24 protein-coding genes and 1 tRNA gene are annotated in these 21,353 nt (G+C 43.5%); 20 read left to right on the top strand and 5 right to left on the bottom strand.

The window, feature by feature from the left end; genetic code table 11:
- Positions 1–4: 4 nt before the first annotated feature.
- A tRNA-Asn gene (locus O3620_RS11760) sits at positions 5–78 on the top strand.
- A gap of 229 nt (positions 79–307) precedes the next feature.
- Here the strand turns inward: O3620_RS11760 and O3620_RS11755 are convergent.
- Complete coding sequence (locus tag O3620_RS11755) at positions 308–1,672, bottom strand: aspartate kinase (protein WP_002901191.1); 1,365 nt, start codon at positions 1,670–1,672, stop codon at positions 308–310.
- A 250-nt stretch (positions 1,673–1,922) separates the two neighbouring features.
- Between O3620_RS11755 and O3620_RS11750 the strand changes: the two genes are divergently transcribed.
- From O3620_RS11750 to O3620_RS11675, 16 genes are all read left to right on the top strand, one after another.
- On the top strand, positions 1,923–2,714 hold the full coding sequence (locus tag O3620_RS11750) for an enoyl-CoA hydratase (RefSeq protein ID WP_002920133.1): 792 nt from the start codon (positions 1,923–1,925) through the stop codon (positions 2,712–2,714).
- Positions 2,715–2,855: 141 nt separating this feature from the next.
- Complete coding sequence (locus O3620_RS11745) at positions 2,856–3,290, top strand: MarR family winged helix-turn-helix transcriptional regulator (protein ID WP_032913131.1); 435 nt, start codon at positions 2,856–2,858, stop codon at positions 3,288–3,290.
- Entirely contained in the window at positions 3,290–4,264 is a 975-nt protein-coding gene (locus tag O3620_RS11740; RefSeq protein ID WP_002916382.1) for a beta-ketoacyl-ACP synthase III, read from the top strand. Before O3620_RS11745 ends, O3620_RS11740 begins: the two co-directional genes overlap by 1 nt.
- Positions 4,265–4,319: 55 nt before the next feature.
- A complete protein-coding gene (locus tag O3620_RS11735; RefSeq protein ID WP_002893611.1) occupies positions 4,320–4,544 on the top strand; it encodes an acyl carrier protein in 225 nt (74 codons plus the stop codon).
- Positions 4,545–4,680: 136 nt separating this feature from the next.
- Positions 4,681–5,655: an enoyl-[acyl-carrier-protein] reductase FabK gene (gene fabK / locus O3620_RS11730; RefSeq protein ID WP_002902460.1), complete on the top strand. Its 975-nt coding sequence runs from the start codon at positions 4,681–4,683 to the stop codon at positions 5,653–5,655.
- Positions 5,648–6,568, top strand: a complete 921-nt coding sequence (fabD, locus tag O3620_RS11725; protein ID WP_002920127.1) for an ACP S-malonyltransferase — start codon at positions 5,648–5,650, stop codon at positions 6,566–6,568. Before fabK ends, fabD begins: the two co-directional genes overlap by 8 nt.
- A gap of 12 nt (positions 6,569–6,580) precedes the next feature.
- Positions 6,581–7,315: a 3-oxoacyl-[acyl-carrier-protein] reductase gene (fabG, locus tag O3620_RS11720; RefSeq protein ID WP_002920126.1), complete on the top strand. Its 735-nt coding sequence runs from the start codon at positions 6,581–6,583 to the stop codon at positions 7,313–7,315.
- 64 nt (positions 7,316–7,379) lie between these two features.
- Positions 7,380–8,612 carry a beta-ketoacyl-ACP synthase II gene (gene fabF, locus O3620_RS11715; protein ID WP_002893606.1) on the top strand — a complete coding sequence of 411 codons (1,233 nt, stop codon included), beginning with the start codon at positions 7,380–7,382 and terminating at the stop codon, positions 8,610–8,612.
- A 6-nt stretch (positions 8,613–8,618) separates the two neighbouring features.
- Entirely contained in the window at positions 8,619–9,107 is a 489-nt protein-coding gene (accB, locus tag O3620_RS11710; protein WP_002920125.1) for an acetyl-CoA carboxylase biotin carboxyl carrier protein, read from the top strand.
- The gene (gene fabZ / locus O3620_RS11705) at positions 9,104–9,526 is read left to right on the top strand and encodes a 3-hydroxyacyl-ACP dehydratase FabZ (RefSeq protein WP_002896886.1); all 423 of its coding nucleotides are present in this window, start codon (positions 9,104–9,106) and stop codon (positions 9,524–9,526) included. Before accB ends, fabZ begins: the two co-directional genes overlap by 4 nt.
- 18 nt (positions 9,527–9,544) lie before the next feature.
- Entirely contained in the window at positions 9,545–10,912 is a 1,368-nt protein-coding gene (locus tag O3620_RS11700) for an acetyl-CoA carboxylase biotin carboxylase subunit (RefSeq protein WP_002920124.1), read from the top strand.
- 99 nt (positions 10,913–11,011) lie between these two features.
- Positions 11,012–11,875: an acetyl-CoA carboxylase, carboxyltransferase subunit beta gene (gene accD / locus O3620_RS11695; protein WP_002901174.1), complete on the top strand. Its 864-nt coding sequence runs from the start codon at positions 11,012–11,014 to the stop codon at positions 11,873–11,875.
- A complete protein-coding gene (locus O3620_RS11690; RefSeq protein WP_002920120.1) occupies positions 11,872–12,642 on the top strand; it encodes an acetyl-CoA carboxylase carboxyl transferase subunit alpha in 771 nt (256 codons plus the stop codon). The genes accD and O3620_RS11690 overlap by 4 nt, the downstream gene beginning before the upstream one ends.
- A 199-nt stretch (positions 12,643–12,841) precedes the next feature.
- Entirely contained in the window at positions 12,842–13,390 is a 549-nt protein-coding gene (locus O3620_RS11685) for a carboxymuconolactone decarboxylase family protein (protein WP_009659051.1), read from the top strand.
- Between the two features lie 18 nt (positions 13,391–13,408).
- Entirely contained in the window at positions 13,409–14,473 is a 1,065-nt protein-coding gene (locus tag O3620_RS11680) for an acyl-CoA dehydrogenase family protein (protein WP_002920118.1), read from the top strand.
- A 73-nt stretch (positions 14,474–14,546) separates the two neighbouring features.
- Entirely contained in the window at positions 14,547–15,464 is a 918-nt protein-coding gene (locus O3620_RS11675) for a TDT family transporter (RefSeq protein WP_371601760.1), read from the top strand.
- A 120-nt stretch (positions 15,465–15,584) separates the two neighbouring features.
- Here the strand turns inward: O3620_RS11675 and serS are convergent, their stop codons facing one another.
- On the bottom strand, positions 15,585–16,862 hold the full coding sequence (gene serS, locus O3620_RS11670) for a serine--tRNA ligase (protein WP_125402562.1): 1,278 nt from the start codon (positions 16,860–16,862) through the stop codon (positions 15,585–15,587).
- A gap of 310 nt (positions 16,863–17,172) precedes the next feature.
- Here serS and O3620_RS11665 point away from each other — a divergent pair, with 310 nt between their 5' ends.
- The 3 genes from O3620_RS11665 to O3620_RS11655 are packed head-to-tail and all read left to right on the top strand — an operon-like array spanning position 17,173 to position 18,947.
- Positions 17,173–17,730: a TetR/AcrR family transcriptional regulator gene (locus O3620_RS11665; RefSeq protein WP_002920111.1), complete on the top strand. Its 558-nt coding sequence runs from the start codon at positions 17,173–17,175 to the stop codon at positions 17,728–17,730.
- Positions 17,723–18,301, top strand: coding sequence for an NAD(P)H-dependent oxidoreductase (locus O3620_RS11660; protein ID WP_002893583.1), 579 nt, complete (start codon positions 17,723–17,725; stop codon positions 18,299–18,301). The genes O3620_RS11665 and O3620_RS11660 overlap by 8 nt, the downstream gene beginning before the upstream one ends.
- A gap of 13 nt (positions 18,302–18,314) precedes the next feature.
- Positions 18,315–18,947 (top strand): GNAT family N-acetyltransferase, encoded by a 633-nt coding sequence (locus O3620_RS11655; protein ID WP_002920101.1) that lies wholly within the window; start codon positions 18,315–18,317, stop codon positions 18,945–18,947.
- A 186-nt stretch (positions 18,948–19,133) separates the two neighbouring features.
- Here O3620_RS11655 and O3620_RS11650 read toward each other — a convergent pair whose 3' ends face one another.
- From O3620_RS11650 to O3620_RS11640, 3 genes are all read right to left on the bottom strand, one after another.
- Positions 19,134–19,496: a DUF956 family protein gene (locus O3620_RS11650; RefSeq protein WP_002920098.1), complete on the bottom strand. Its 363-nt coding sequence runs from the start codon at positions 19,494–19,496 to the stop codon at positions 19,134–19,136.
- A gap of 70 nt (positions 19,497–19,566) precedes the next feature.
- Positions 19,567–20,508, bottom strand: coding sequence for a PTS system mannose/fructose/sorbose family transporter subunit IID (locus O3620_RS11645; protein ID WP_002893579.1), 942 nt, complete (start codon positions 20,506–20,508; stop codon positions 19,567–19,569).
- 18 nt (positions 20,509–20,526) lie between these two features.
- A complete protein-coding gene (locus O3620_RS11640) occupies positions 20,527–21,333 on the bottom strand; it encodes a PTS mannose/fructose/sorbose transporter subunit IIC (RefSeq protein ID WP_002916362.1) in 807 nt (268 codons plus the stop codon).
- Positions 21,334–21,353 lie beyond the last annotated feature (20 nt).

Genomic DNA, 21,353 nt, shown 5'->3' with positions numbered 1-21,353 from the left:
GTTATCCGCCATAGCTCAGTTGGTAGTAGCGCATGACTGTTAATCATGATGTCGTAGGTTCGAGTCCTACTGGCGGAGTTTCAAAGAGGTTTTTACCTCTTTTTATTTTTAGTGATAGAATATACTGGAGACAAGGTATTCTATAGTCTTATTGATGAGCTATGAAACTTCTATTAGTTCTTAGTGTATTCTAAAGTTTGACTTTGTATTCTTTATAGTTGAATGAAAAAAGCAGAAGTTAGTCAGTGACTAGTTTCTGCTTTTTTGATCAGAGTTTGTTTGATAAAAATGGTTTCTAAATCTGGACTTACTTTAGAGTTTGGGGTTCAAAGAAAGCTCGGTAAAGTGCACGAATAGCAGCTTTTTCTTGATTTTTTTCAACAACAAACATGATGGATACTTCGCTTGAGCCTTGGGACATCATTTGAATGTTGATGTTATTTTCTGAAAGAGCTTTAGTTGCAGCGGCAGTAACCCCGATATGGCTTTTCATTTTTTCGCCGACAATCATGATAATGGAAAGGTTGTGTTCGATTTCTGCATGATCAACCTCTGCTTTTTGAACAAGCTGGCGAAGGATTTCTTCCTCTTTGATAGGAGTTAATTCGCGCTCGCGCAAGATAATGGAAAGGTCATCAATTCCTGTAGGCATGTGCTCCCAACCAATATTCAAATCTTCTAGAATTTGAAGGACACGTCTACCAAAGCCGATTTCTCTGTTCATCAGGTACTTGGACATGTTAATGCTGACAAAGCCAGCATCTCCAGCAATCCCAACGACCGGGAGGTGATCCTTGCTATGTTTATGAACAATTTGTGTTCCAGGATGTTCTGGATTGTTGGTATTTTTAATAACCAGCGGGATTTTGCCGCGGTAAGCTGGAAGCAGAGCTTCATCATGGAGAACTGTAAAGCCAGCGTAGGCCAATTCACGCATTTCCCGATAGGTTAGCTCAGGAATGGAATGTGGTTTGTGAACGATGCCGGGATGGGCAGCAAAGATTCCGTCAACATCAGTAAAGTTTTCATAGACATCTGCTTTGACTCCCGCAGCAATGATAGAGCCCGTAATATCAGAACCTCCGCGAGAGAAAGTACAGATTTGTCCATCTTGAGTTACACCAAAGAAACCAGGAATAACTAGAACTTCATCAGAATTGTTGAGTTCTTCAATCTTATCATAGCTGGAAGGAAGAATTCTTGCATTGCCAGGTTCACTGGAAACGACGAGTCCTGCTTCTCTCGGATGAACGTAGCTAGCTGGAACGCCATTTTGACTGAAATAAGCTGCAATTAATTTGGCATTGTTGTTTTCTCCTGCAGCAAGAAAAGTATCATAAAGAAATGCGTTATCTTCAATTGGCAAAGTTGCAAGGCTTGTGATGCTTTTGGAAATTTTCTCCAGAACTTTTGGTTTCAAACCAAGTTCTGCCACCATATCTGCATAGCGATTGATAATCCACTGTTGATTTGGTGTGACATCATTTCCTGCTATGTACTCTCGGTAGTATTTAATCAGAGCATCGGTTACTTTGATATCGTCATCGTGGCGTTTTCCTGGCGCTGATACTACAACAAACCGACGTTCAGGATCAGATTTGACAATATTCAAAACTTTTTCTAATTGAGTCGCAGAAGCCAGTGAACTTCCGCCAAATTTTACAACTTTCATAGGTTCTCCTATCTTATTTTAAAAATTATAACAAAATTCTGAAAATTATTCAAACGCTGTTTTTATACTATTTTTATCCATAATATTGCTTTTACACTTTAAATTTGAAGACCATCTAATTTTTCCCATTTTTTATTTCCTTTCTTTTATATTTTATGATAAAATATAAGTTGTGTATAATTTGAATATCAAATTATTTAAGAATAAAACAAAACGGCTGATTTGAAATCGGGTCGGGAATGGAGCTGAAATGACATTTAATGGAATTCTCTATCACGTAGCAGATGAGGTAGCAACGATTACTTTTAATCGCCCTGAAGTTTCAAATGGCTTTAATATTCCTATGTGCGAGGAAATTTTAGAGGCTATTGAACTTGCTGCTAAGGATGAGTCCGTCAAATTTTTAGTTATCAATGCTAATGGCAAGGTTTTTTCAGTGGGTGGGGATTTGGCTGAGATGCAGAGAGCTGTCAGTGATGATGATGTCCAATCCTTGGTGAAAATCGCGGAACTGGTGAATGATATTTCCTTTGCTATGAAGCGTTTGCCTAAGCCGGTTATCATGAGTGTTGATGGCCCTGTTGCTGGTGCAGCTGCTAATATGGTCGTTGCAGCAGATTTCTGCATTGCCACTGAAAAATCCCGTTTCATTCAGGCCTTTGTTGGGGTTGGTCTGGCGCCAGATGCTGGCGGTCTTTACTTACTGACTCGTGCTATCGGGGTGACTCGGGCGACTCATCTGGTTATGACTGGGGAAGCTCTGACTGCAGAGAAAGCTCTGGATTATGGCTTACTTTATAAAGTCTGTGAAGCAGAGAAATTGGAAAAAACAACCGAGCAGTTGCTGAAAAAGCTGAAGCGCGGTTCTATTAATTCTTACAGAGCCATGAAAGAAATGGTCTGGAAGAGTTTGTTTAGCGGCTGGTCTGAGTATGCAGAACTAGAGTTGGAATTGCAGAAATCGCTGGCTTTCACAGAGGATTTCAAAGAAGGGGTTCGGGCTTATTCTGAGAAGCGTCGTCCAAACTTCACTGGTAAATAATGTATTGGTTCAAGGGTGCTTATTTTGCAAGTTGTTTACAAAAATATTTGAAAATCAAATTAATTTTCAAAAAAGCTTGCAAATTACTTTTCTATCTGATAAAATTTGATTGTCAAAGTATTTTCTTAAGGAGGTATGGTTTTGAATTTTCAGTTAGTAAATGATTACTTAACGTCTATTTTCAATAATGTCTTGGTTATTGAAGAATCGAGCCTAAGAAGCAGTCGCTTCAACGACGTCTCCATTAAGGAAATGCATACGATAGATGTCATCGGTACAACCCCAAATGCTACTCCAAGTGATATATCACGAGAATTGATGGTTACTTTGGGAACTGTTACGACTAGTTTGAATAATCTGGAGCGTAAGGGTTATATTGAGCGGCGTCGGTCGGAAGTTGACCGTCGTGTGGTGCATCTGAATTTGACAAAGAATGGACGGCTTTTGTATCGTCTTCACAAGCGATTCCACAACCGCTTGGTCATGCAGGTAGTGGATGGGATGAGTCCAGAAGAGAGACAAGTGATGCAAAAGGGCCTGCAAAATTTATATAGTTTCCTAGAGGATTTGAAATAATGAACTATGCTAAGATTAGCCAGGTGGCTCATTATGCTCCCCGTCAGGTTGTCAGCAATGATGATCTAGCCGAGATTATGGATACCAGTGATGAGTGGATTTCAAGTCGAACTGGGATTAAAAAACGCCATTTATCGTCAGATGAAACGACCAGTGATTTAGCTACAAAAGTAGCAAAGAATTTGCTGCAAAAGTCAGGAATTTCTGCTCAGGACCTGGACTTTATCATTGTTGCCACTATTACGCCGGATTCTTTAATGCCTTCAACGGCTGCGAGAGTACAGGCAAACATCGGTGCTAACAATGCCTTTGCCTTTGATTTGACAGCGGCCTGCAGTGGCTTTATCTTTGCCCTATCTACTGGGGAAAAGTTTATTTCTTCAGGTCGTTATCAAAAGGGTTTAGTCATAGGAAGTGAAACTCTCTCTAAGACGGTAGATTGGTCGGATCGTTCAACAGCGGTTCTCTTTGGAGATGGTGCTGGCGGTGTACTGTTGGAAAGTGCTTCAGAACAGCATTTTTTGGCAGAAAGTCAGTTTACAGACGGATCTCGCGGAGATAGTCTGACCTGCGGAAAAATCGGTTTGTCTTCACCTTTTTCTGAAAAGGGTGAGAATCAGCCTTTTCTGACAATGGACGGTAGAGCTATTTTCGACTTTGCTATTCGTGATGTTGCTCGTTCTATCAGGGAAACCATTGAAAGCAGTCAGCTTTCAGCGGAAGATTTGGATTTTCTGTTGCTGCATCAGGCCAATATCCGTATTTTGGATAAAATGGCTAAGAAGCTTGGTGTTGCGCGGGAGAAACTTCCAGCCAACATGATGGAATACGGCAATACTAGCGCTGCTAGCATCCCGATTTTATTATCTGAGTGTGTGGAGCAAGGACTGATCAAACTGAACGGAAATCAGACAATTTTGATGTCAGGTTTCGGTGGAGGTTTGACATGGGGCACGCTTATTGTTACAATTTAGTTAATCAAGTGGAAACACATGATAAAAAATATTTTATTTTTAAAGGAGTCTATCCATGGCAGTATTTGAAAAAGTACAAGAAATTATCGTTGAAGAACTTGGTAAAGAGCCATCAGAAGTTACTCTTGAGTCAACTTTTGATGATCTTGAAGCAGATTCATTGGACTTGTTCCAAGTGATTTCAGAAATTGAAGATGCATTTGACATCCAAATCGAAACTGAAGAAGGTTTGAACACAGTTGGTGATTTGGTTGCTTATGTAGAAGAAAAAACTAAATAAGCAAGTAACTGAGAGTATCGAAAGATATTCTCTCTTGTTTAGGTAATAGTTTGACTGTCAAAGTAAAGAAAATACATCTAGCGTGTGGTAGTTTGAGATCAAGCTATTACTTAAGCAATGATAAAAGGAAGGTATTATGCAAACACGTATTACAGAATTATTGAACATTGATTACCCTATTTTCCAAGGCGGAATGGCCTGGGTTGCTGACGGTGATTTGGCTGGTGCAGTTTCAAAAGCTGGTGGTCTTGGTATCATCGGTGGCGGAAATGCACCTAAGGAAGTAGTAAAGGCTAATATTGATAAGATTAAGTCCTTAACAGACCGTCCTTTCGGTGTTAATATCATGCTCCTGTCTCCTTTTGCGGACGACATTGTTGATCTCGTCATTGAAGAGGGAGTAAAAGTAGTAACAACTGGTGCAGGTAATCCAAGCAAGCACATGGCTCGTTTCCATGAAGCGGGGATTACAGTTATCCCTGTTGTGCCAAGTGTGGCCTTGGCTAAGCGGATGGAAAAAATCGGTGCGGATGCAGTCATTGCAGAAGGTATGGAAGCCGGTGGCCACATCGGGAAATTGACTACCATGTCCTTGGTTCGTCAGGTTGCAGAAGCAGTCAGCATCCCGGTTATTGCTGCTGGTGGTATTGCAGATGGTGCTGGAGCTGCGGCTGGATTTATGCTGGGAGCGGAGGCCGTTCAGGTCGGAACTCGCTTTGTCGTTGCTAAGGAATCCAATGCCCATCAGAACTATAAGAACATGATTTTGAAGGCTCGTGATATTGATACGACTATCTCTGCCCAGCATTTCGGCCATGCGGTTCGTGCTATCAAGAATAAGCTGACGCGTGATTTCGAAAAGGCAGAAAAAGAAGCCTTCAAGCAAGAAAATCCAGATTTGACTGTTTTTGAAAATCTGGGTGCTGGTGCTTTGGCCAATGCGGTTGTTCGCGGAGATGTGGAAAATGGTTCCGTCATGTCTGGTCAAATTGCTGGTTTAATCAGTAAGGAAGAAACAGTCGAAGAAATCCTCAAAGATATCTACTATGGTGCTGCTGAGAAGATTCAGCAGGAAGCAAAACGTTGGGCAGGAGTAACTAGAAATGACTAAAAGAGCCTTTCTCTTTGCCGGTCAGGGAGCGCAGTACCTTGGAATGGGGCGTGAGCTTTATGATCAGTATGAGCTTGTGCGGTTAACTTTTGATGAAGCTAGCCAAGTTCTAGGCTATGATGTCCGAGCTTTGATCGATCAAGATGAAGAAAAGCTCAATCAAACTCACTACACGCAACCGGCTATTTTAACAACTTCAGTAGCTATTTATCGGCTCTTGGCTGATAAGGGAATCGAGCCTGATATGGTAGCAGGTCTCTCGCTTGGAGAATATTCTGCTTTGGTGGCTGCGGGCGCTCTTGATTTTAAGACTGCAGTGGCCTTGGTTGCTAAGCGCGGTAGCTTCATGGAAGAGGCTGCTCCAGCTGGCTCTGGGAAAATGGTCGCAGTTTTAAATGCTGAGGTTTCTCTCATTGAAGAGGTCTGTCAAGAAGCAAGCGCTATTGGTGTAGTCTCACCAGCTAACTATAATACGCCTAGTCAGATTGTTATTGGCGGTGAAGTCGCAGCGGTAGATAAGGCTGTAGAGCTTTTGAAAGATGCTGGTGTCAAGCGCTTAATCCCGCTCAATGTATCCGGACCTTTCCATACAGCGCTTTTAAAGCCAGCCAGTGAACGATTGGCAGAAGTCTTGGAAACAGTTGAGTTTTCAGATTTTGTACGGCCATTAGTCGGAAATACAGAAGCAACTGTGATGGAAAAAGAAAGAGTCAAAGAGCTTTTGACTCGTCAGGTAATGGAGCCAGTACGCTTTTATGACAGCATTGCTAAAATGCAGGAAGCAGGTGTGACTGAATTTATCGAAATCGGTCCTGGCAAAGTCCTATCTGGTTTTATTAAGAAAATTGATAAATCTGCGGATGTACGCCAAGTTGAAGATGTAGAAAGTTTGAATGCTCTTCTAGAAAAATAATGAGGAATCATCATGGAATTACAAAACAAGAATGTGTTAATTACAGGGTCCGCTCGTGGGATTGGGCTGGCAATTGCGCATAAATTTGCCAGTGTCGGAGCTAATGTTATCTTAAACGGACTAAGCGGGATTTCTGATGATATTTTGGCTGAATTTGCCGGCTATTCTGGTAAAGTCGTAGCTGTTATTGGGGATGTGTCTAAAGCTGCGGATGCTCAGCGGATAGTGGAAGAAGCTGTTGCGGCTCTGGGGTCTGTTGATGTATTGGTCAATAACGCTGGTATTACACGTGATAAGCTCATGCTGAAAATGACGGAAGAAGATTTTGAGCAGGTGCTGAAAGTGAACTTGACTGGAACATTCAATATGACACAATCAGTCCTGAAACCGATGACAAAAGCTCGTCAGGGTGCTATTATCAACCTATCGAGTGTCGTTGGTTTGGCAGGAAATATCGGTCAGGCAAACTATGCAGCTTCCAAGGCCGGTCTGATTGGTTTTTCTAAGTCAGTAGCCCGTGAAGTGGCAGCGCGTAATATCCGTGTGAACTGCATTGCCCCTGGCTTTATCGCATCTGATATGACAGATGTACTTCCAGAAAAAGTAAAGGCGGCGTCTCTGGCACTCATTCCGATGAAGCGTTTTGGTACTCCGGAAGAAGTAGCAGATGTTGCTCTCTTCTTGGCGGGTCAAGAATATCTGACGGGTCAAGTCATCACAATTGATGGTGGCTTTACTATGCAGTAAGTCACAGTTTTTGAATATTAACGAGTAGAAAATCAGTTGATTCATCTAAATAAAGGAGCTCAATATGAAACTTAATCGAGTTGTTGTAACAGGATACGGTTTAACTTCACCTATCGGGAATACTCCAGAAGAATTCTGGAATAATTTAAAAGAAGGCAATATTGGAATCGGTCCAATTACTAAATTTGATCATAGTGAATACAGTGTTCACAATGCGGCGGAAATTCAGGATTTTCCTTTTGATAAATACTTTGTCAAAAAGGATACCAATCGTTATGATAATTACACACTTTATGCGATTTATGCTTCTCAAGAAGCGGTCAACAATGCTCACTTAGATGTAGATGCGTTGGATAAGGATCGCTTTGGTGTCATTGTGGCTTCAGGTATCGGTGGGATTCAGGAAATTGAAGAGCAGGTTGTTCGCTTGCATGAAAAAGGTCCTAAACGTATCAAACCTTTGACCTTACCAAAAGCCCTGCCAAATATGGGGGCAGGAAATGTGGCTATGCGCTTTGGAGCCAATGGTATCTGTAAGTCTGTTAATACGGCCTGTGCTTCAGCAAACGATGCGATTGGTGAAGCTTTCCGCTCGATTAAATTCGGTTATCAAGATGTGATGCTGGTCGGTGGTTCAGAGGCATCTATTACACCATTTGCGATTGCTGGTTTCCAGGCTCTGACTGCTCTTTCTACCACAGAGGATCCTAAGCGTGCTTCTATTCCTTTTGACAAGGACCGCAATGGTTTTGTCATGGGTGAAGGTTCTGGTATGCTAGTTCTGGAAAGTTTGGAACATGCTGAGAAACGCGGAGCTACTATCTTGGCTGAGGTGGTAGGATACGGTCATACTTGTGACGCTTACCATATGACTTCTCCGCATCCAGAAGGTTTGGGCGCTATCAAGGCTATCAAACAAGCGGTTGAAGAAGCTGAAATTGAGCCAAAAGATGTGGCTTATGTCAATGCTCACGGTACATCAACCCCTGCTAACGAAAAAGGCGAAAGCGGAGCCATTGTTTCTGTCTTTGGTAAAGATGTAGCGGTGTCTTCAACTAAATCCTTTACAGGACACCTGCTCGGAGCGGCGGGCGCAGTTGAGGCTATTGCGACGATTGAAGCAATGCGTCATAGCTATGTGCCAAAAACAGCTGGTACAACAGAGCTGCCAGACTATATTGAAGCCAACGTTATTTACGGTCAAGGTAAGGAACAGGAAATCCCTTATGCGATTTCTAATACATTTGGCTTTGGCGGCCACAATGCCGTTCTTGCCTTTAAACGCTGGGAGGCTTAAAAACCTATGAATATCAATGAAATTAAAGATTTAATGGCACAGTTTGACCAGTCTAGTCTGCGTGAGTTTTCTTACAAAAATCAGAGCGATGAGCTGACTTTTAGTAAGAATGAAGGTCAGGCTGCGGTTCCAACAGCAAGTGCTGCTCCAATTGCTGCACCTTTGCAGGCTGCGAGTGCGCCTGTGATTGAGCCAACTCCTCAAGCAGCTCCGCCTGCAGAGCCAGAAGCAGTTTCAGAAGCTCCGGCACCTGCTGCTGAAGGTGATGTTGTGGAAAGTCCTTTGGTTGGGGTGGCTTACTTAGCAGCTGGTCCAGACAAGCCGCCGTTTGTATCTGTTGGAGACCAAGTTAAAAAAGGTCAAACCCTAATGATAATTGAAGCAATGAAGGTCATGAATGAAGTTCCAGCACCTAAAGATGGTCAGGTTACAGAAATTCTAGTTGAGAATGAAGAAATGGTTGAATTTGGGAAAGGGCTGGTACGCATCAAATGATTGATATCAATGCAATAAAAGAAGCACTTCCGCACCGCTACCCAATGCTTTTGGTGGATCGTGTTTTGGAAGTTAGCGAAGATGAGATTGTTGCTCTGAAAAATGTGACAGTCAATGAGCCTTTCTTTAACGGACATTTCCCTCAATATCCTGTTATGCCAGGTGTCTTGATTATGGAAGCTCTAGCTCAAACAGCCGGCGTGCTGGAATTGTCCAAAGAAGAAAATAAGGGCAAACTGGTCTTCTACGCTGGCATGGACAAGGTTAAGTTCAAGAAGCAAGTTGTACCAGGTGATCAACTGATTATGACAGCTAAGTTTGTCAAGCGCCGCGGAACCATTGCGGTTGTAGAGGCGAAAGCAGAAGTTGATGGAAAACTTGCAGCCAGCGGTACTTTGACCTTTGCGATTGGCCAGTAGATAAAAGGAGCTTTCACCATGTTTCGTAAAATTTTAATTGCTAACCGTGGGGAAATTGCGGTCAGAATTATTCGTGCAGCTCGCGAGTTGGGAATTGATACGGTAGCTGTTTATTCAACGGCTGACAAGGAAGCACTCCATACCCTATTGGCTGATGAGGCCGTCTGCATCGGTCCAGCCAAGTCCACAGATTCTTATCTAAATATGAACGCCGTCCTGTCTGCTGCTGTCTTGACAGGTGCAGAAGCCATTCATCCTGGTTTTGGTTTTTTGAGTGAAAACTCCAAATTTGCGACCATGTGCGAAGAAGTCGGCATTAAGTTTATTGGACCTTCAGGTGCTGTTATGGACTTGATGGGGGACAAGATTAATGCTCGGGCTCAGATGATTAAGGCGAAAGTACCGGTTATCCCAGGTTCTGATGGAGAAGTCCATACCTCTGAAGAAGCCTTGGAAGTCGCCGAAAAGATTGGCTATCCAGTCATGCTTAAAGCTTCTGCTGGCGGCGGCGGAAAGGGCATTCGTAAGGTTGAAAAGGCTGAGGATTTAGTAGCAGCCTTTGAGTCTGCTTCTAGCGAAGCAAAAGCAGCCTTTGGTAATGGTGCCATGTATATGGAGCGAGTAATCTATCCAGCGCGCCATATTGAAGTGCAGATTCTGGCAGATCAGCAGGGGCATGTGATCCACTTGGGCGAGCGGGATTGCTCTTTGCAGCGTAATAATCAGAAGGTGCTGGAAGAAAGTCCATCCGTGGCGATTGGGAAAACCCTGCGTCAGCAGATTGGTGAAGCAGCTGTTCGGGCTGCTCAGTCTGTCGGCTATGAAAATGCCGGAACGATTGAGTTTTTGCTTGATGAAGCCAAGGGTGAATTCTACTTTATGGAGATGAACACTCGGGTGCAGGTTGAGCATCCAGTCACCGAGTTTGTCACTGGTGTGGATATTGTAAAAGAGCAAATCAAGATTGCAAACGGTCAAGAACTGTCCTTCAGTCAGGATGATGTTGAAATCCGAGGGCATGCAATTGAGTGTCGGATCAATGCTGAAAATCCAGCTTTTAACTTTGCGCCGAGTCCTGGTAAGATTTCAAATGTTTATCTGCCAAGCGGTGGAGTGGGGCTGCGCGTGGATTCAGCCGTCTATCCTGGCTACACCATCCCCCCTTACTACGATAGCATGATTGCGAAGATAATTGTTCACGGGGAAAATCGCTTTGATGCTTTGATGAAGATGCAGCGTGCACTCTATGAACTAGAAATTGACGGTGTTGTGACCAACAGTGGCTTCCAATTGGACTTAATCTCAGATCCTAATGTGATTGCTGGTGATTATGACACAGCCTTTCTCATGGAGAAGTTCCTTCCGGCTTATCAAGAGAAACAATAGATGAGACATGTAAGAGCTACTCTGTAAACTCGAAAGACGGCGGCTCTTGCTGTTTGATGTGCCTGAGTATAAAATCTTGAAAAGGAGAAGACGTAAACGATGGCTTTGTTTTCAAAGAAGGATAAATATATCCGTATCAATCCTAATCGAGCGAGTCGGGAAAAGCCTCAAGCAAAGCCTGAGGTACCAGACGAACTCTTTTCGAAATGCCCGGGTTGTAAGCATACCATTTACCAAAAGGATCTTGGAAATGACAGTGTGTGCCCTAACTGTGGCTATAATTTCCGTATTTCTGCTCATGAGCGCTTAAACCTAACCGTAGATGAGAATAGTTTTGAGGAGATGTTCACTGGAATTGAAACCAAGGATCCTCTAAACTTCCCTAATTATCAAGAAAAATTGGCTCTTACCCGAGAGAAGACAGGCTTAGATGAGGCGGTTCTGACTGGAACAGCTAGTATCAAGGGGCATAAAACGGCTCTTGGAATCATGGATTCAAACTTTATCATGGCTTCTATGGGGACAGTTGTGGGTGAAAAAATTACCCGTCTCTTTGAGTATGCAACAGAGCATAAATTACCAGTCGTTCTGTTTACGGCTTCTGGCGGTGCCCGCATGCAGGAGGGTATTATGAGCTTGATGCAGATGGCTAAGGTCTCAGCGGCTGTTCAGCGGCACTCTGCAGCAGGTCTCTTCTATCTGACCGTCTTGACAGATCCGACGACTGGTGGTGTCACAGCTTCTTTTGCTATGGAGGGTGATATTATTCTGGCTGAAACACAGGCTCTGGTTGGATTTGCTGGGCGTCGAGTTATTGAGTCCACGGTTCGTGAGAAGCTGCCAGATGATTTTCAAAAGGCTGAATTTCTCATGGAGCATGGTTTTGTGGATGCCATCGTCAAGCGTGGTGATATGAGAGATACACTTGCTACCTTATTAGCATTCCATGGAGGTCAAGCATGACAAAAATCACTCGGATTATTAAAGAAGCGCGTGATCAGGCTCGTTTGACTGCGCTAGATTTTGCACAAGGAATTTTTGATAACTTCGTCGAGCTGCATGGGGATCGCTCTTTTCGAGATGACGGTGCGGTGATTGGCGGTATTGGGACGCTAAAGGGTCAGCCTGTAACGGTGGTCGGTATTCAAAAAGGCCGCAATTTGCAGGATAATTTGCGCCGAAACTTTGGACAGCCGCATCCGGAAGGCTACCGTAAGGCCCTACGCCTCATGAAGCAGGCGGAAAAATTTGGCCGTCCTGTGGTAACCTTTATCAATACGGCAGGTGCTTATCCTGGTGTCGGTGCTGAGGAGCGTGGTCAAGGGGAAGCTATTGCCCGCAATTTGATGGAAATGAGCAATCTTAAAGTACCGATTATTGCCATCATCATTGGTGAAGGGGGCTCTGGTGGTGCCTTGGCTTTGGCTGTAGCAGACAAGGTCTGGATGCTGGAAAACTCTATGTATGCAGTTCTTAGTCCAGAAGGCTTTGCTTCTATCCTCTGGAAAGACGGTAGCCGCGCTATGGAAGCGGCAGAGCTAATGAAAATTACTTCACATGAGCTCTTGCAGATGGAAGTGGTGGATAAGGTTATTCCTGAAAGAGGCTTTAACAACCATGAATTACTGGCTGCAGTGAAAGAAGAAATCGCTGCTGAGTTGGATAATCTGTCTCAGCTTCCCTTGGAACAATTACTGGAAAATCGCTACCAGCGATTCAGGAAATATTAAAAAATCGAAGCCCAAAGGCTTCTTTTTCTCGTTTCGGATTCTTGTTTGGAATTGATGTGGAGCTACCTTACGAGGGAAATATATTTTAGTTTGAAAAATTGCATTATATTCTCTTTATAGGACTTATATAAAATATATATTATACAAGCCATTGGTCCTATGTTAAGATAGTTTCTAATTAAAAGAAATGAGGTTTCATATGTCAGAATTTACTATCCACACGATTGAGTCCGCACCAGCCGAGGTAAAAGAAGTCCTGGAAACTGTTCAAAAAGATAACGGTGGCTACATTCCTAATCTTATCGGTCTTTTGGCCAATGCACCAACAGCATTGGAAACTTATCGGACGGTTGGAGCTATCAATCGCCGTAACAGCCTGACACCGACTGAGCGTGAAGTAGTGCAGATAACGGCCGCAGTTACCAACGGCTGTGCTTTCTGTGTAGCGGGTCATACAGCTTTTTCAATCAAGCAGATTCAAATGAATGATGATCTTTTGGAGGCTCTGCGCAATCGTACTCCGATTGATACAGATCCGAAGCTAGATACGCTTGCTAAATTTACCATTGCTGTCATCAATACCAAGGGACGGGTCGGAGATGAGGCGTTAGCAGACTTCCTAGAAGCAGGCTATACACATGAGAATGCTCTAGATGTAGTTCTGGGTGTCAGCCTTGCGACCCTTTGCAATTATGCCAATAATTTGGCCAATACGCCAATTAATCCGGAATTACAGCCTTATGCCTAGTCTTTGAGGAGGTAGCAAATGACATTTTTTTCAGAAGAGTTTATCAACTGGTTGGATGACCATGCTGATCAAATTGACAAAGAATCCTGTGCAGCAGGCAACCAACTGATTGAGCGTATCGCCGCTGAAGGAGCCTTTCGGGTTGGCGTTCCAAAAGAGCTGGGAGGCCGAGGTGGCAATGATACGGATGTGATTGAAGTGCTCAAGGAGCTGGCTCACCATTCCTTGACCGCTTCCTTTATCTCTTGGGGGCAAAGGACCTTTATTGATAACATTTTAGAATCTCCTAATCCCTACTTTAGAGACCACTATTTGGAAGGGCTCTTGTCAGGGGAATATGCAGGTGCGACAGCCTTGTCCAATGCTGTTAAATTCCTGTCGGACCTAGAGGAGTTAAATGTCTCTATTGTGGAAGAAGATGGGCAGCTTTATCTGAAAGGACGTCTGCCTTGGGTAACCAATGCTCGCGCGGATCGCTTCCTCAGTATATTTGTTGCCGGTTTCGAAGACGGGAGCCGCCAGCCTCTGGTTCTAGCTGTGCCGTCTGACGCGCAGAATTTCTCCCGTTCGGCGGATTTAGCGTTTGTATCCTTGCAAGGGGGAAATACAGCTGCCCTGACTTTCAACCATGTGCCTTTACAAGAGGAATGGATTCTCGTTCAAGATGCCCAGGCCTTTTTGGCAGAAAATCGCCCAGCTTTTCTAGGTTATCAGTTTGGTCTGGCTCTTGGCCTAGCGGAGAAATCGCTGGCGGAGGTCGAAGCTAATCTGTCAGTCCGCTCTATTTTGAGAGAGGAGTGGGAGGAGCAAGTGGCTGCTCTGACTGCGATTCAGGATCAGCTCTATAGAGGTCTTCTCCAGCCTGGTTATTTTGTTGAGCGTCCTAAGGAGCTCTTCCAGCTGCGAATTGATATAGTTGATGTGGTAGCCCAAAGTCTGCTCTTGGAGCTGCAGGCTAGTGGAGGCAGAGGATATTTGAGTAATTCTACTTCAGGCTTTATCCGCCGTTGGAACGAAGGAGCTTTTCTTCCTATTGTCTCACCGAGTGCAGTCCAGCTGCGGCATATTTTAGAAGTTTCATAGAAATGATAGCAAACAAACGTCTAATTGGCATTGAAAAGGGACTTCATGACATTACTATAAAAGGAGTTGCTTCGTGAACAGCAAACGACCGCCCATTCTCTTATCTGGGTTGATTCTTGGCCTATTTGGCTTAGCTAATCTGTTACTGAACTACCATTCTATCTTTTTCCACTTCTTGAATGGTCTGGCATTGATACTTTGGCTTTATCTGACACTGGCTTTAGTACTGTCATTTTCGGACTATTGGCAGGATTTGCAAAAGGCCCCTTTCTTATCGAGCTTTGCGACTTATCCTATGGCCAGTATGCTATTAGCTGCTTACCTAAACAAGCTTGGTTTACTTTGGATGGGTCAGTTGCTTTGGTACATGGCCTTGTTGCTGCATATTGTTCTAATAGCTATCTTTACATGGAAGTATGTGCTTAAGGCTGAGGGATTATCTTTGACCCCGAGCTGGACGGTTCTCTATGTTGGATTGGCCATGGCAAGCTTGACCCAGGGTGTAGTTCATCAGCTGCTTTTGGGCTATTTGGCTTGGTTTTTTGCTCTGCTACTGAGTTTGATTCTCTATCCCTTGTTTTACAAGGTTAGGCGGTCACAAAGGCTGCCAGATGCTTTAAAGCCGCAGTGGGCCATTTACTGTGCGCCTTTCTCGCTCCTGCTGGGAAGCTATATTCGTTTAGCTGGTTCTGATGCTGAAGGTTGGTTTGTTGCCTTGCTGATCCTCTTATCGCAGTCCTTTTATCTCTTGGTCCTATGGCTTTTACCTCGCATTTTCCGACTGGGGCCTCAGTTTAGCTGGTCAGCCTTGACCTTTCCTCTTGTCAATACAGCTTTTGCTCTGAGACTGGGACTTGATTATCTAGGTTGGACCTGGCTTGTTTGGCTAAGTCATGCAGAAGCTCTGCTAGCTTTCGTAATCGTCCTCTATGTTTGTTTTTACTATGCAGTCTCATTGCGAGCCAGAAAGATAACAAAAAATCCGAGATGATACTCTTTGAAACTCTGTTTTTGATTTTCTCTGAGTTGATCTCGGATTTTTTTAATTTTAGAAAAATAAGTCTGAACTTAGACTTAATGATACAGGCAAAGTATCAGGATAATCTGCTTTTTATTTTGGCGCTATAACTTCTAATCCACCCATGTACGGACGCAGAACTTCTGGAATAGTCACAGAGCCATCTTCGTTTTGGTAATTTTCTAAGATAGCTGCTACTGTGCGTCCGACAGCCAGTCCAGAACCGTTGAGAGTATGAAGGAGTTTGACCTTGCCATCTGCTTCGTCACGGTAGCGGATTTGAGCTCGACGAGCTTGGAAATCTTCTGTGTTAGAGCAACTAGAGATTTCACGGTAGGTGTTTTGAGCCGGAATCCAAACTTCCAAGTCGTAGGTCTTAGCAGCAGAGAAGCCCATATCTCCAGTACAAAGTGCTACAACGCGGTAAGGCAGATTCAGCTTTTGCAGGATGTTTTCAGCGTTGGCAGTCATTTTTTCCAGCTCCTCATAAGATTCTTCTGGCTTGGCAAATTTCACCATTTCAACCTTGTGGAATTGGTGCAGGCGGATGAGACCGCGCGTGTCACGACCAGCAGAGCCAGCTTCGGAGCGGAATGACGGACTCATAGCTGTGAAATAGATTGGCAATTCTTTTCCGTCCAAAATTTCATCTCGGTAGTAGTTGGTCAGCGGAACTTCAGCAGTCGGAATCAGAACGAAGTTGGTATCGCTTAGCTCAAACGTATCTTCTTTGAACTTAGGATATTGCCCAGTTCCAAACATAGAATCATGGTTGACCATGTAGGGAGTGATGACTTCTGTGTAGCCTTCTTTGCCATGCTCATCCAGCATAAAGTTGTAGATAGCGCGCTCTAATCGAGCTCCTAAGCCTTTATAGAAGAGGAAACGAGCACCAGTAACTTTTGCCCCACGCTCCCAGTCTAAGATGTCCAAATCCTCACCTAAATCCCAGTGAGCCTTGGCTTCAAAGTCGAATTGGCGCGGTGTCCCCCAGCGACGAACTTCGACATTTTCGTCCTCATCTGCTCCAACAGGAACACTTTCGTGCGGGATATTAGGCAGTGTGGTAGTAAATTCGGTCAACTTAGCGTCTAGCTCAGCCAAGGTTGCGTCTAAGTTCTTGACCTCAGCAGAAAGTTTTTGCATGGCAGCAATCTTGTCATCTGCATTTTCTTTGTTGCGTTTAGCTTGGGCAATTTCAGCAGAAACAGTATTGCGCTCTGCCTTGAGTTCTTCGACCTTTACCAATAAATCCCGACGTTCTTTGTCAATGGTTTTCATTTGGTTAAGCGTAGCAGCGTCAACACCTCGCGTAGCCAATTTTTCAGCTACAGAATCAAAATCTGTACGGATACGTTTTAAATCTAACATAGGGACCTCCAAAAATAAAAAGCGCTTTATGAAACTGTTGGAGCGGCAGAGCCGCGGTTCCATCCAACTTCACAAAAGTGCACTTGCTTAATTATTCATTTTTAAACTAACGGTAGAATTTCCTATTTTCTCCTTATCTGCTCACAGCCACCGCAGACTTTCTGAAAAGTGCCCAATAGTACTTATCCGTTTCGACTATTATACAGGATTTTCCGGAAAATGTAAATCCCAGGATAGGAAAAATCTTGACAGAAAAAGATAACTATGTTATCTTTAAATAAAGGTAACGTAGTTATCTAAAGGAGTTCTTATGGCAAAACAAACAACGCGCGACCGTATGATTGAGAAGGCAAGCCAGCTTATCAGAGAGTATGGCTATCAGAATATCCCCTTGAGGAAACTGGCATCTCTGCTGGGGGTTACGACTGGCGCTTTTTACAAGGCTTTTGAGAATAAGGAGGAACTTTACTATCAGGTCTGTCTTTTGGAAAACCAGAAGCACCTTAAGCGTTTAGAGGAGCAGTATCTAGATGGAGTCTCTGATCCTCTGGATTGCATTTGGCAGATAGGACTCTTTCTTTTATCGGAATATGAAACTAACAGTCAGATGATGGATTTTCTCTTTTTCAGCCCTGTAGCGACAGAGGCTTACCGGAAAGGTGAGCTTCTGGAAATCGGGAATAAGACAGTGGTTTATCTGGATCGGCTGCCTATTGAGAGTCAAAAAGAGAAAAAGATTCTTTTGCTCAAGCTGGACACCTTCATCACAGGCTATGGGCATTTTATTGCCAAAGGCTTGGAGCCTTTTGATGAGGAAGTTTATCGCTCAATGTTCAATGATTTACTAGGAGGTTACAAATATGAGTAAAAATCTCATTGTTTATGCACATCCCTATGATAAAAGCTTTAACCATGCTATTTTAGAGCAGGTTCAGGACTTGTTGGAGAAGAAAGGTCAGACCTATGAACTGATTGATCTCTATGAGGATGGTTTTAATCCAGTCTATACCAAGGAAGAGCTAGCGCTTTTTAATAAAGGGCAGGCACTAGACCCACTAGTTTTAAAATATCAGGAAGCTCTTGCGTCCTGTGACCGCCTTATCATGATTTTTCCTATCTGGTGGGCGGATATGCCAGCTATTGTCAAGGGCTTTGAAGATAAGGTTTTTTTGAAAAATAAGATTTACGAGGAGAGCAAAACTCGCCAGTTAGTTGGTCGTTTGACCAATATTAAAGAGGTGTTAGCTATTACTACCTCTGCAGCACCGACCTTCTATCTTAAGTATTTCTGTGGTGATGTCGTCAAGAAAGCCATGTTGGGCCATACCTTTAAGTCTATCGGTGCTAGACAGCGCCGTTGGTTGAATTTCGGGAATATTTCTCAGTCTACAGCTGAAAAACGGCAGGCTTTTTTAGAAAAATTAGCAGAAAAGATTTGAAGAGGTAGTTATCATGATTCGTTTTAGAAGAGCAGATGAAAGGGATCTTGCTGCTGCAGTCTCAGTTTTAACTGCTGCTTTTGCTGAGCATGAGGTCTATAGAGAAAAATTCCGCCCTCTCTTTGGCAGCAGCCAGTCTTATATTGATTTTCTAAATAGATTGCATGCAGTTATGGTTAAGGCAGCGATGCGTCATCATATTTGTCTGCTTGCTGAAATGGACGGGCGTCTTATGGCGGTCGCTACCATTCATAAGCTCGGTAACCATCCTGTCGGTATGCTTTCCTTTTTGCGGGCAGGAGCATGGAGGATGTGGCAATATATTCCCCAGCTTTTAGCCTTTCAAAAAGTCTTTGGGGAGGGCAGTAAAGAAGCTAAGAAAAGGAGTGTTTCAACTCTTTATCTTGAACTACTGGGTGTGCTGCCCGATTATCAAGGGCAGGGAGTTGGTGGTCTTTTTATCTCAAAAGGACTTGAGTTGCTTGCAAAAGAAGAGAAATGCCAGCGGCTTACTTTGATTACTCATACAGAAAGCAACTGCCGTTTTTACAAAAAGAACGGATTTAAACAGCTAGATGTCCGTGATGTTGAAGGTGTCAAGACATGGACTTTTGAGAAAAAAATAGCTGATGTTTATACTTTTTGAAAATATAATGATGCGCTCTTGCATTGATAATGTTAGCTTACCCCACCCTATCATTTCAAGGGACTGAAATAGTGCATTCTCAGACTGATTCACTTTCCAATTTTTTGTGCTAGCTCCATTTTGGTGGTACAAGCTGGTTTTGTCTTAGTCGGAAATATAAAAAATAGGGCAGAAACTTTTTCAACCCTATTTTTTCTTCTTAAAGATTCCAGCAATTTTTTGTAACAGAGTCGGCAATCTAACGACCTTATCATTGCCGATATGTTCTCGCGCAATTTTGAGAATCTTACCAGAGTCTTTGGAGGCAAAGAGAAACTTTCCTTTGTCAGTCCAGATTTCAAAGTGGCGGCTGACTTTTTTGCCAGAAACATTAGCACCGATAGTAGTGATGCTAGTCCAAGGCAGCTGAATATAATCTTCTACATTGGCATCAGCGTAAAACTCCAGAGCTGTCTCGCCGATTAGAAATTTCCCAACCTTTCCGCCTAATCCAAGATAGGAAACGCCAGTGGTATTAAACTCAACTGTTTTGTTTTGTGACTGTGCCATAGAGTAACTCCCTTTTAAATAATATAGCTATTATACCACAATAAAAAGAAGGCCGAAACCTTCTTTTTGATTACATCAAACCAGCAACGTGAGCTAGTACACCAACTACGAAGAGGGCGATGATGATAGTGATAGGGGATACTTTCTTCTTAAGCAACCACATACAAGCGAAAGTTAGAAGCAGTCCCATCAAACCAGGAATCAAGGAATCCAAGTTTTGTTGGAAAGTTGTAACTTTTTCAGGGGTTTGAGATAGTCCTTGACCTACTTGAGCAAAGGCTTCTTGGATACCTTTATAGCCACTAGACAATTTGTCCCAATGGATATATGCTTTATCATCTAGCTTAACAGATGAAACGTTAAAGACAAACTTAATAGATACCCAGCGCTCAACCAGAACAGCCAAGATAAACATACCAAGGATTGAAGCACCTTTGGTAATGTCCTGAAGGATACCACCAGACATGTCTTTAGTGATTTCAGAACCAGCCTTGTAGCCCAATTCTTGTGTGTACCAGAGGAAAGCCATCCGGATAGCATTCCAAGCTAAGAAGAAGATAAGTGGACCAATGATATTTCCAGTCAAAGCAAGAGATGCCCCAAGTGCTCCAAGGATAGGACGAACTGTGAACCAGAAGACAGGGTCTCCGATACCAGCCAGAGGTCCCATCATACCGATTTTAACCCCTTGGATAGCCGCATCGTCAATTGCTGCACCATTTGCTTTTTCTTCTTCAAGCGCAAGTGTAACTCCGATGATTGGAGCTGCAACATATGGGTGAGTGTTGAAAAACTCCAAGTGACGCTCAAGAGCAGCAGCTTGATCTTCTTTTTTAGTATAAAGTTTCTTAATAGCTGGAATCAGTGAATAAGCCCAGCCCAAGTTTTGCATACGTTCGTAGTTCCAAGAACCTTGCAAGAAAGTAGAACGCCACCAAACTTTTTGACGGTCAGCCTTTGAAAGAGTCAATTTTCCTGACTCATCAGGTTTTACAGTATTTAATTCTGTCATGATAGTGTGTCTCCTTTCTTAGTAGTCTTCTAGGATGTCGCCAATTGGATCGTTAGATGAGGCTGTTGCTCCGCCACCGCCATTTTCGCCTTTTTTAGACAGGGCAAGGTAGATGAGGGCAATAGCGACACCGATTGCACCGAGGGCAATCAGAGTGAGTTCGCTGACAGCAGCCAAAGCAAAACCAATAGCGAAGAATGGCCATACTTCACGAGTTGCCATCATGTTGATAACCATGGCATAACCAACGGCTACGACCATACCACCACCGATTTGCATACCTTCTGATAGCCAAGCTGGCATAGCTTCAAGAGCAGATTTAACAGACTCAGCAGGAATCATCAAAAGAAGTGCTGCAGGGATAGCAATACGTGCTCCTTGCATGAAAAGAGCGATAAAGTGAGCGCGTTCAACTCCTTTAATGTCTCCTTTTTTCGCAGCAGCATCTGCACCGTGAACCAAACCGACTGACAAAGTACGGACAATCATAGTCAAGAAGAGACCAGCAACAGCAAGTGGAATAGCAACACCTTGTGCTACAGCGATTCCTTTGCTTGAGAAGTCTCCGCCCAGTACCATGATGATGGCAGCGGCAACAGAAGCGAGGGCAGCATCAGGTGCTACAGCAGCTCCGATATTAGCCCAGCCAAGAGCAATCAGCTGGAGAGAGCCACCCAGCATAACACCAGCAGCCAAATTACCAGTTACCAGTCCAATCAAGGTACAAGCAACCAGCGGTTGGTGGAATTGGAATTGGTCTAAGATACCTTCTAGACCAGCTAAGAAGGCAACAAAGACTACTAAAACCATAGAAATAATAGACATGTTCTAAATCCTTTCGTAAA

This window comes from Streptococcus sp. 27098_8_134 (assembly GCF_041431675.1).
GTDB classification, from domain to species: domain Bacteria; phylum Bacillota; class Bacilli; order Lactobacillales; family Streptococcaceae; genus Streptococcus; species Streptococcus sanguinis_R.
The sequence above is the reverse complement of the archived record's forward strand: the minus strand, read 5'-3'. Positions and strand labels throughout refer to the sequence as shown.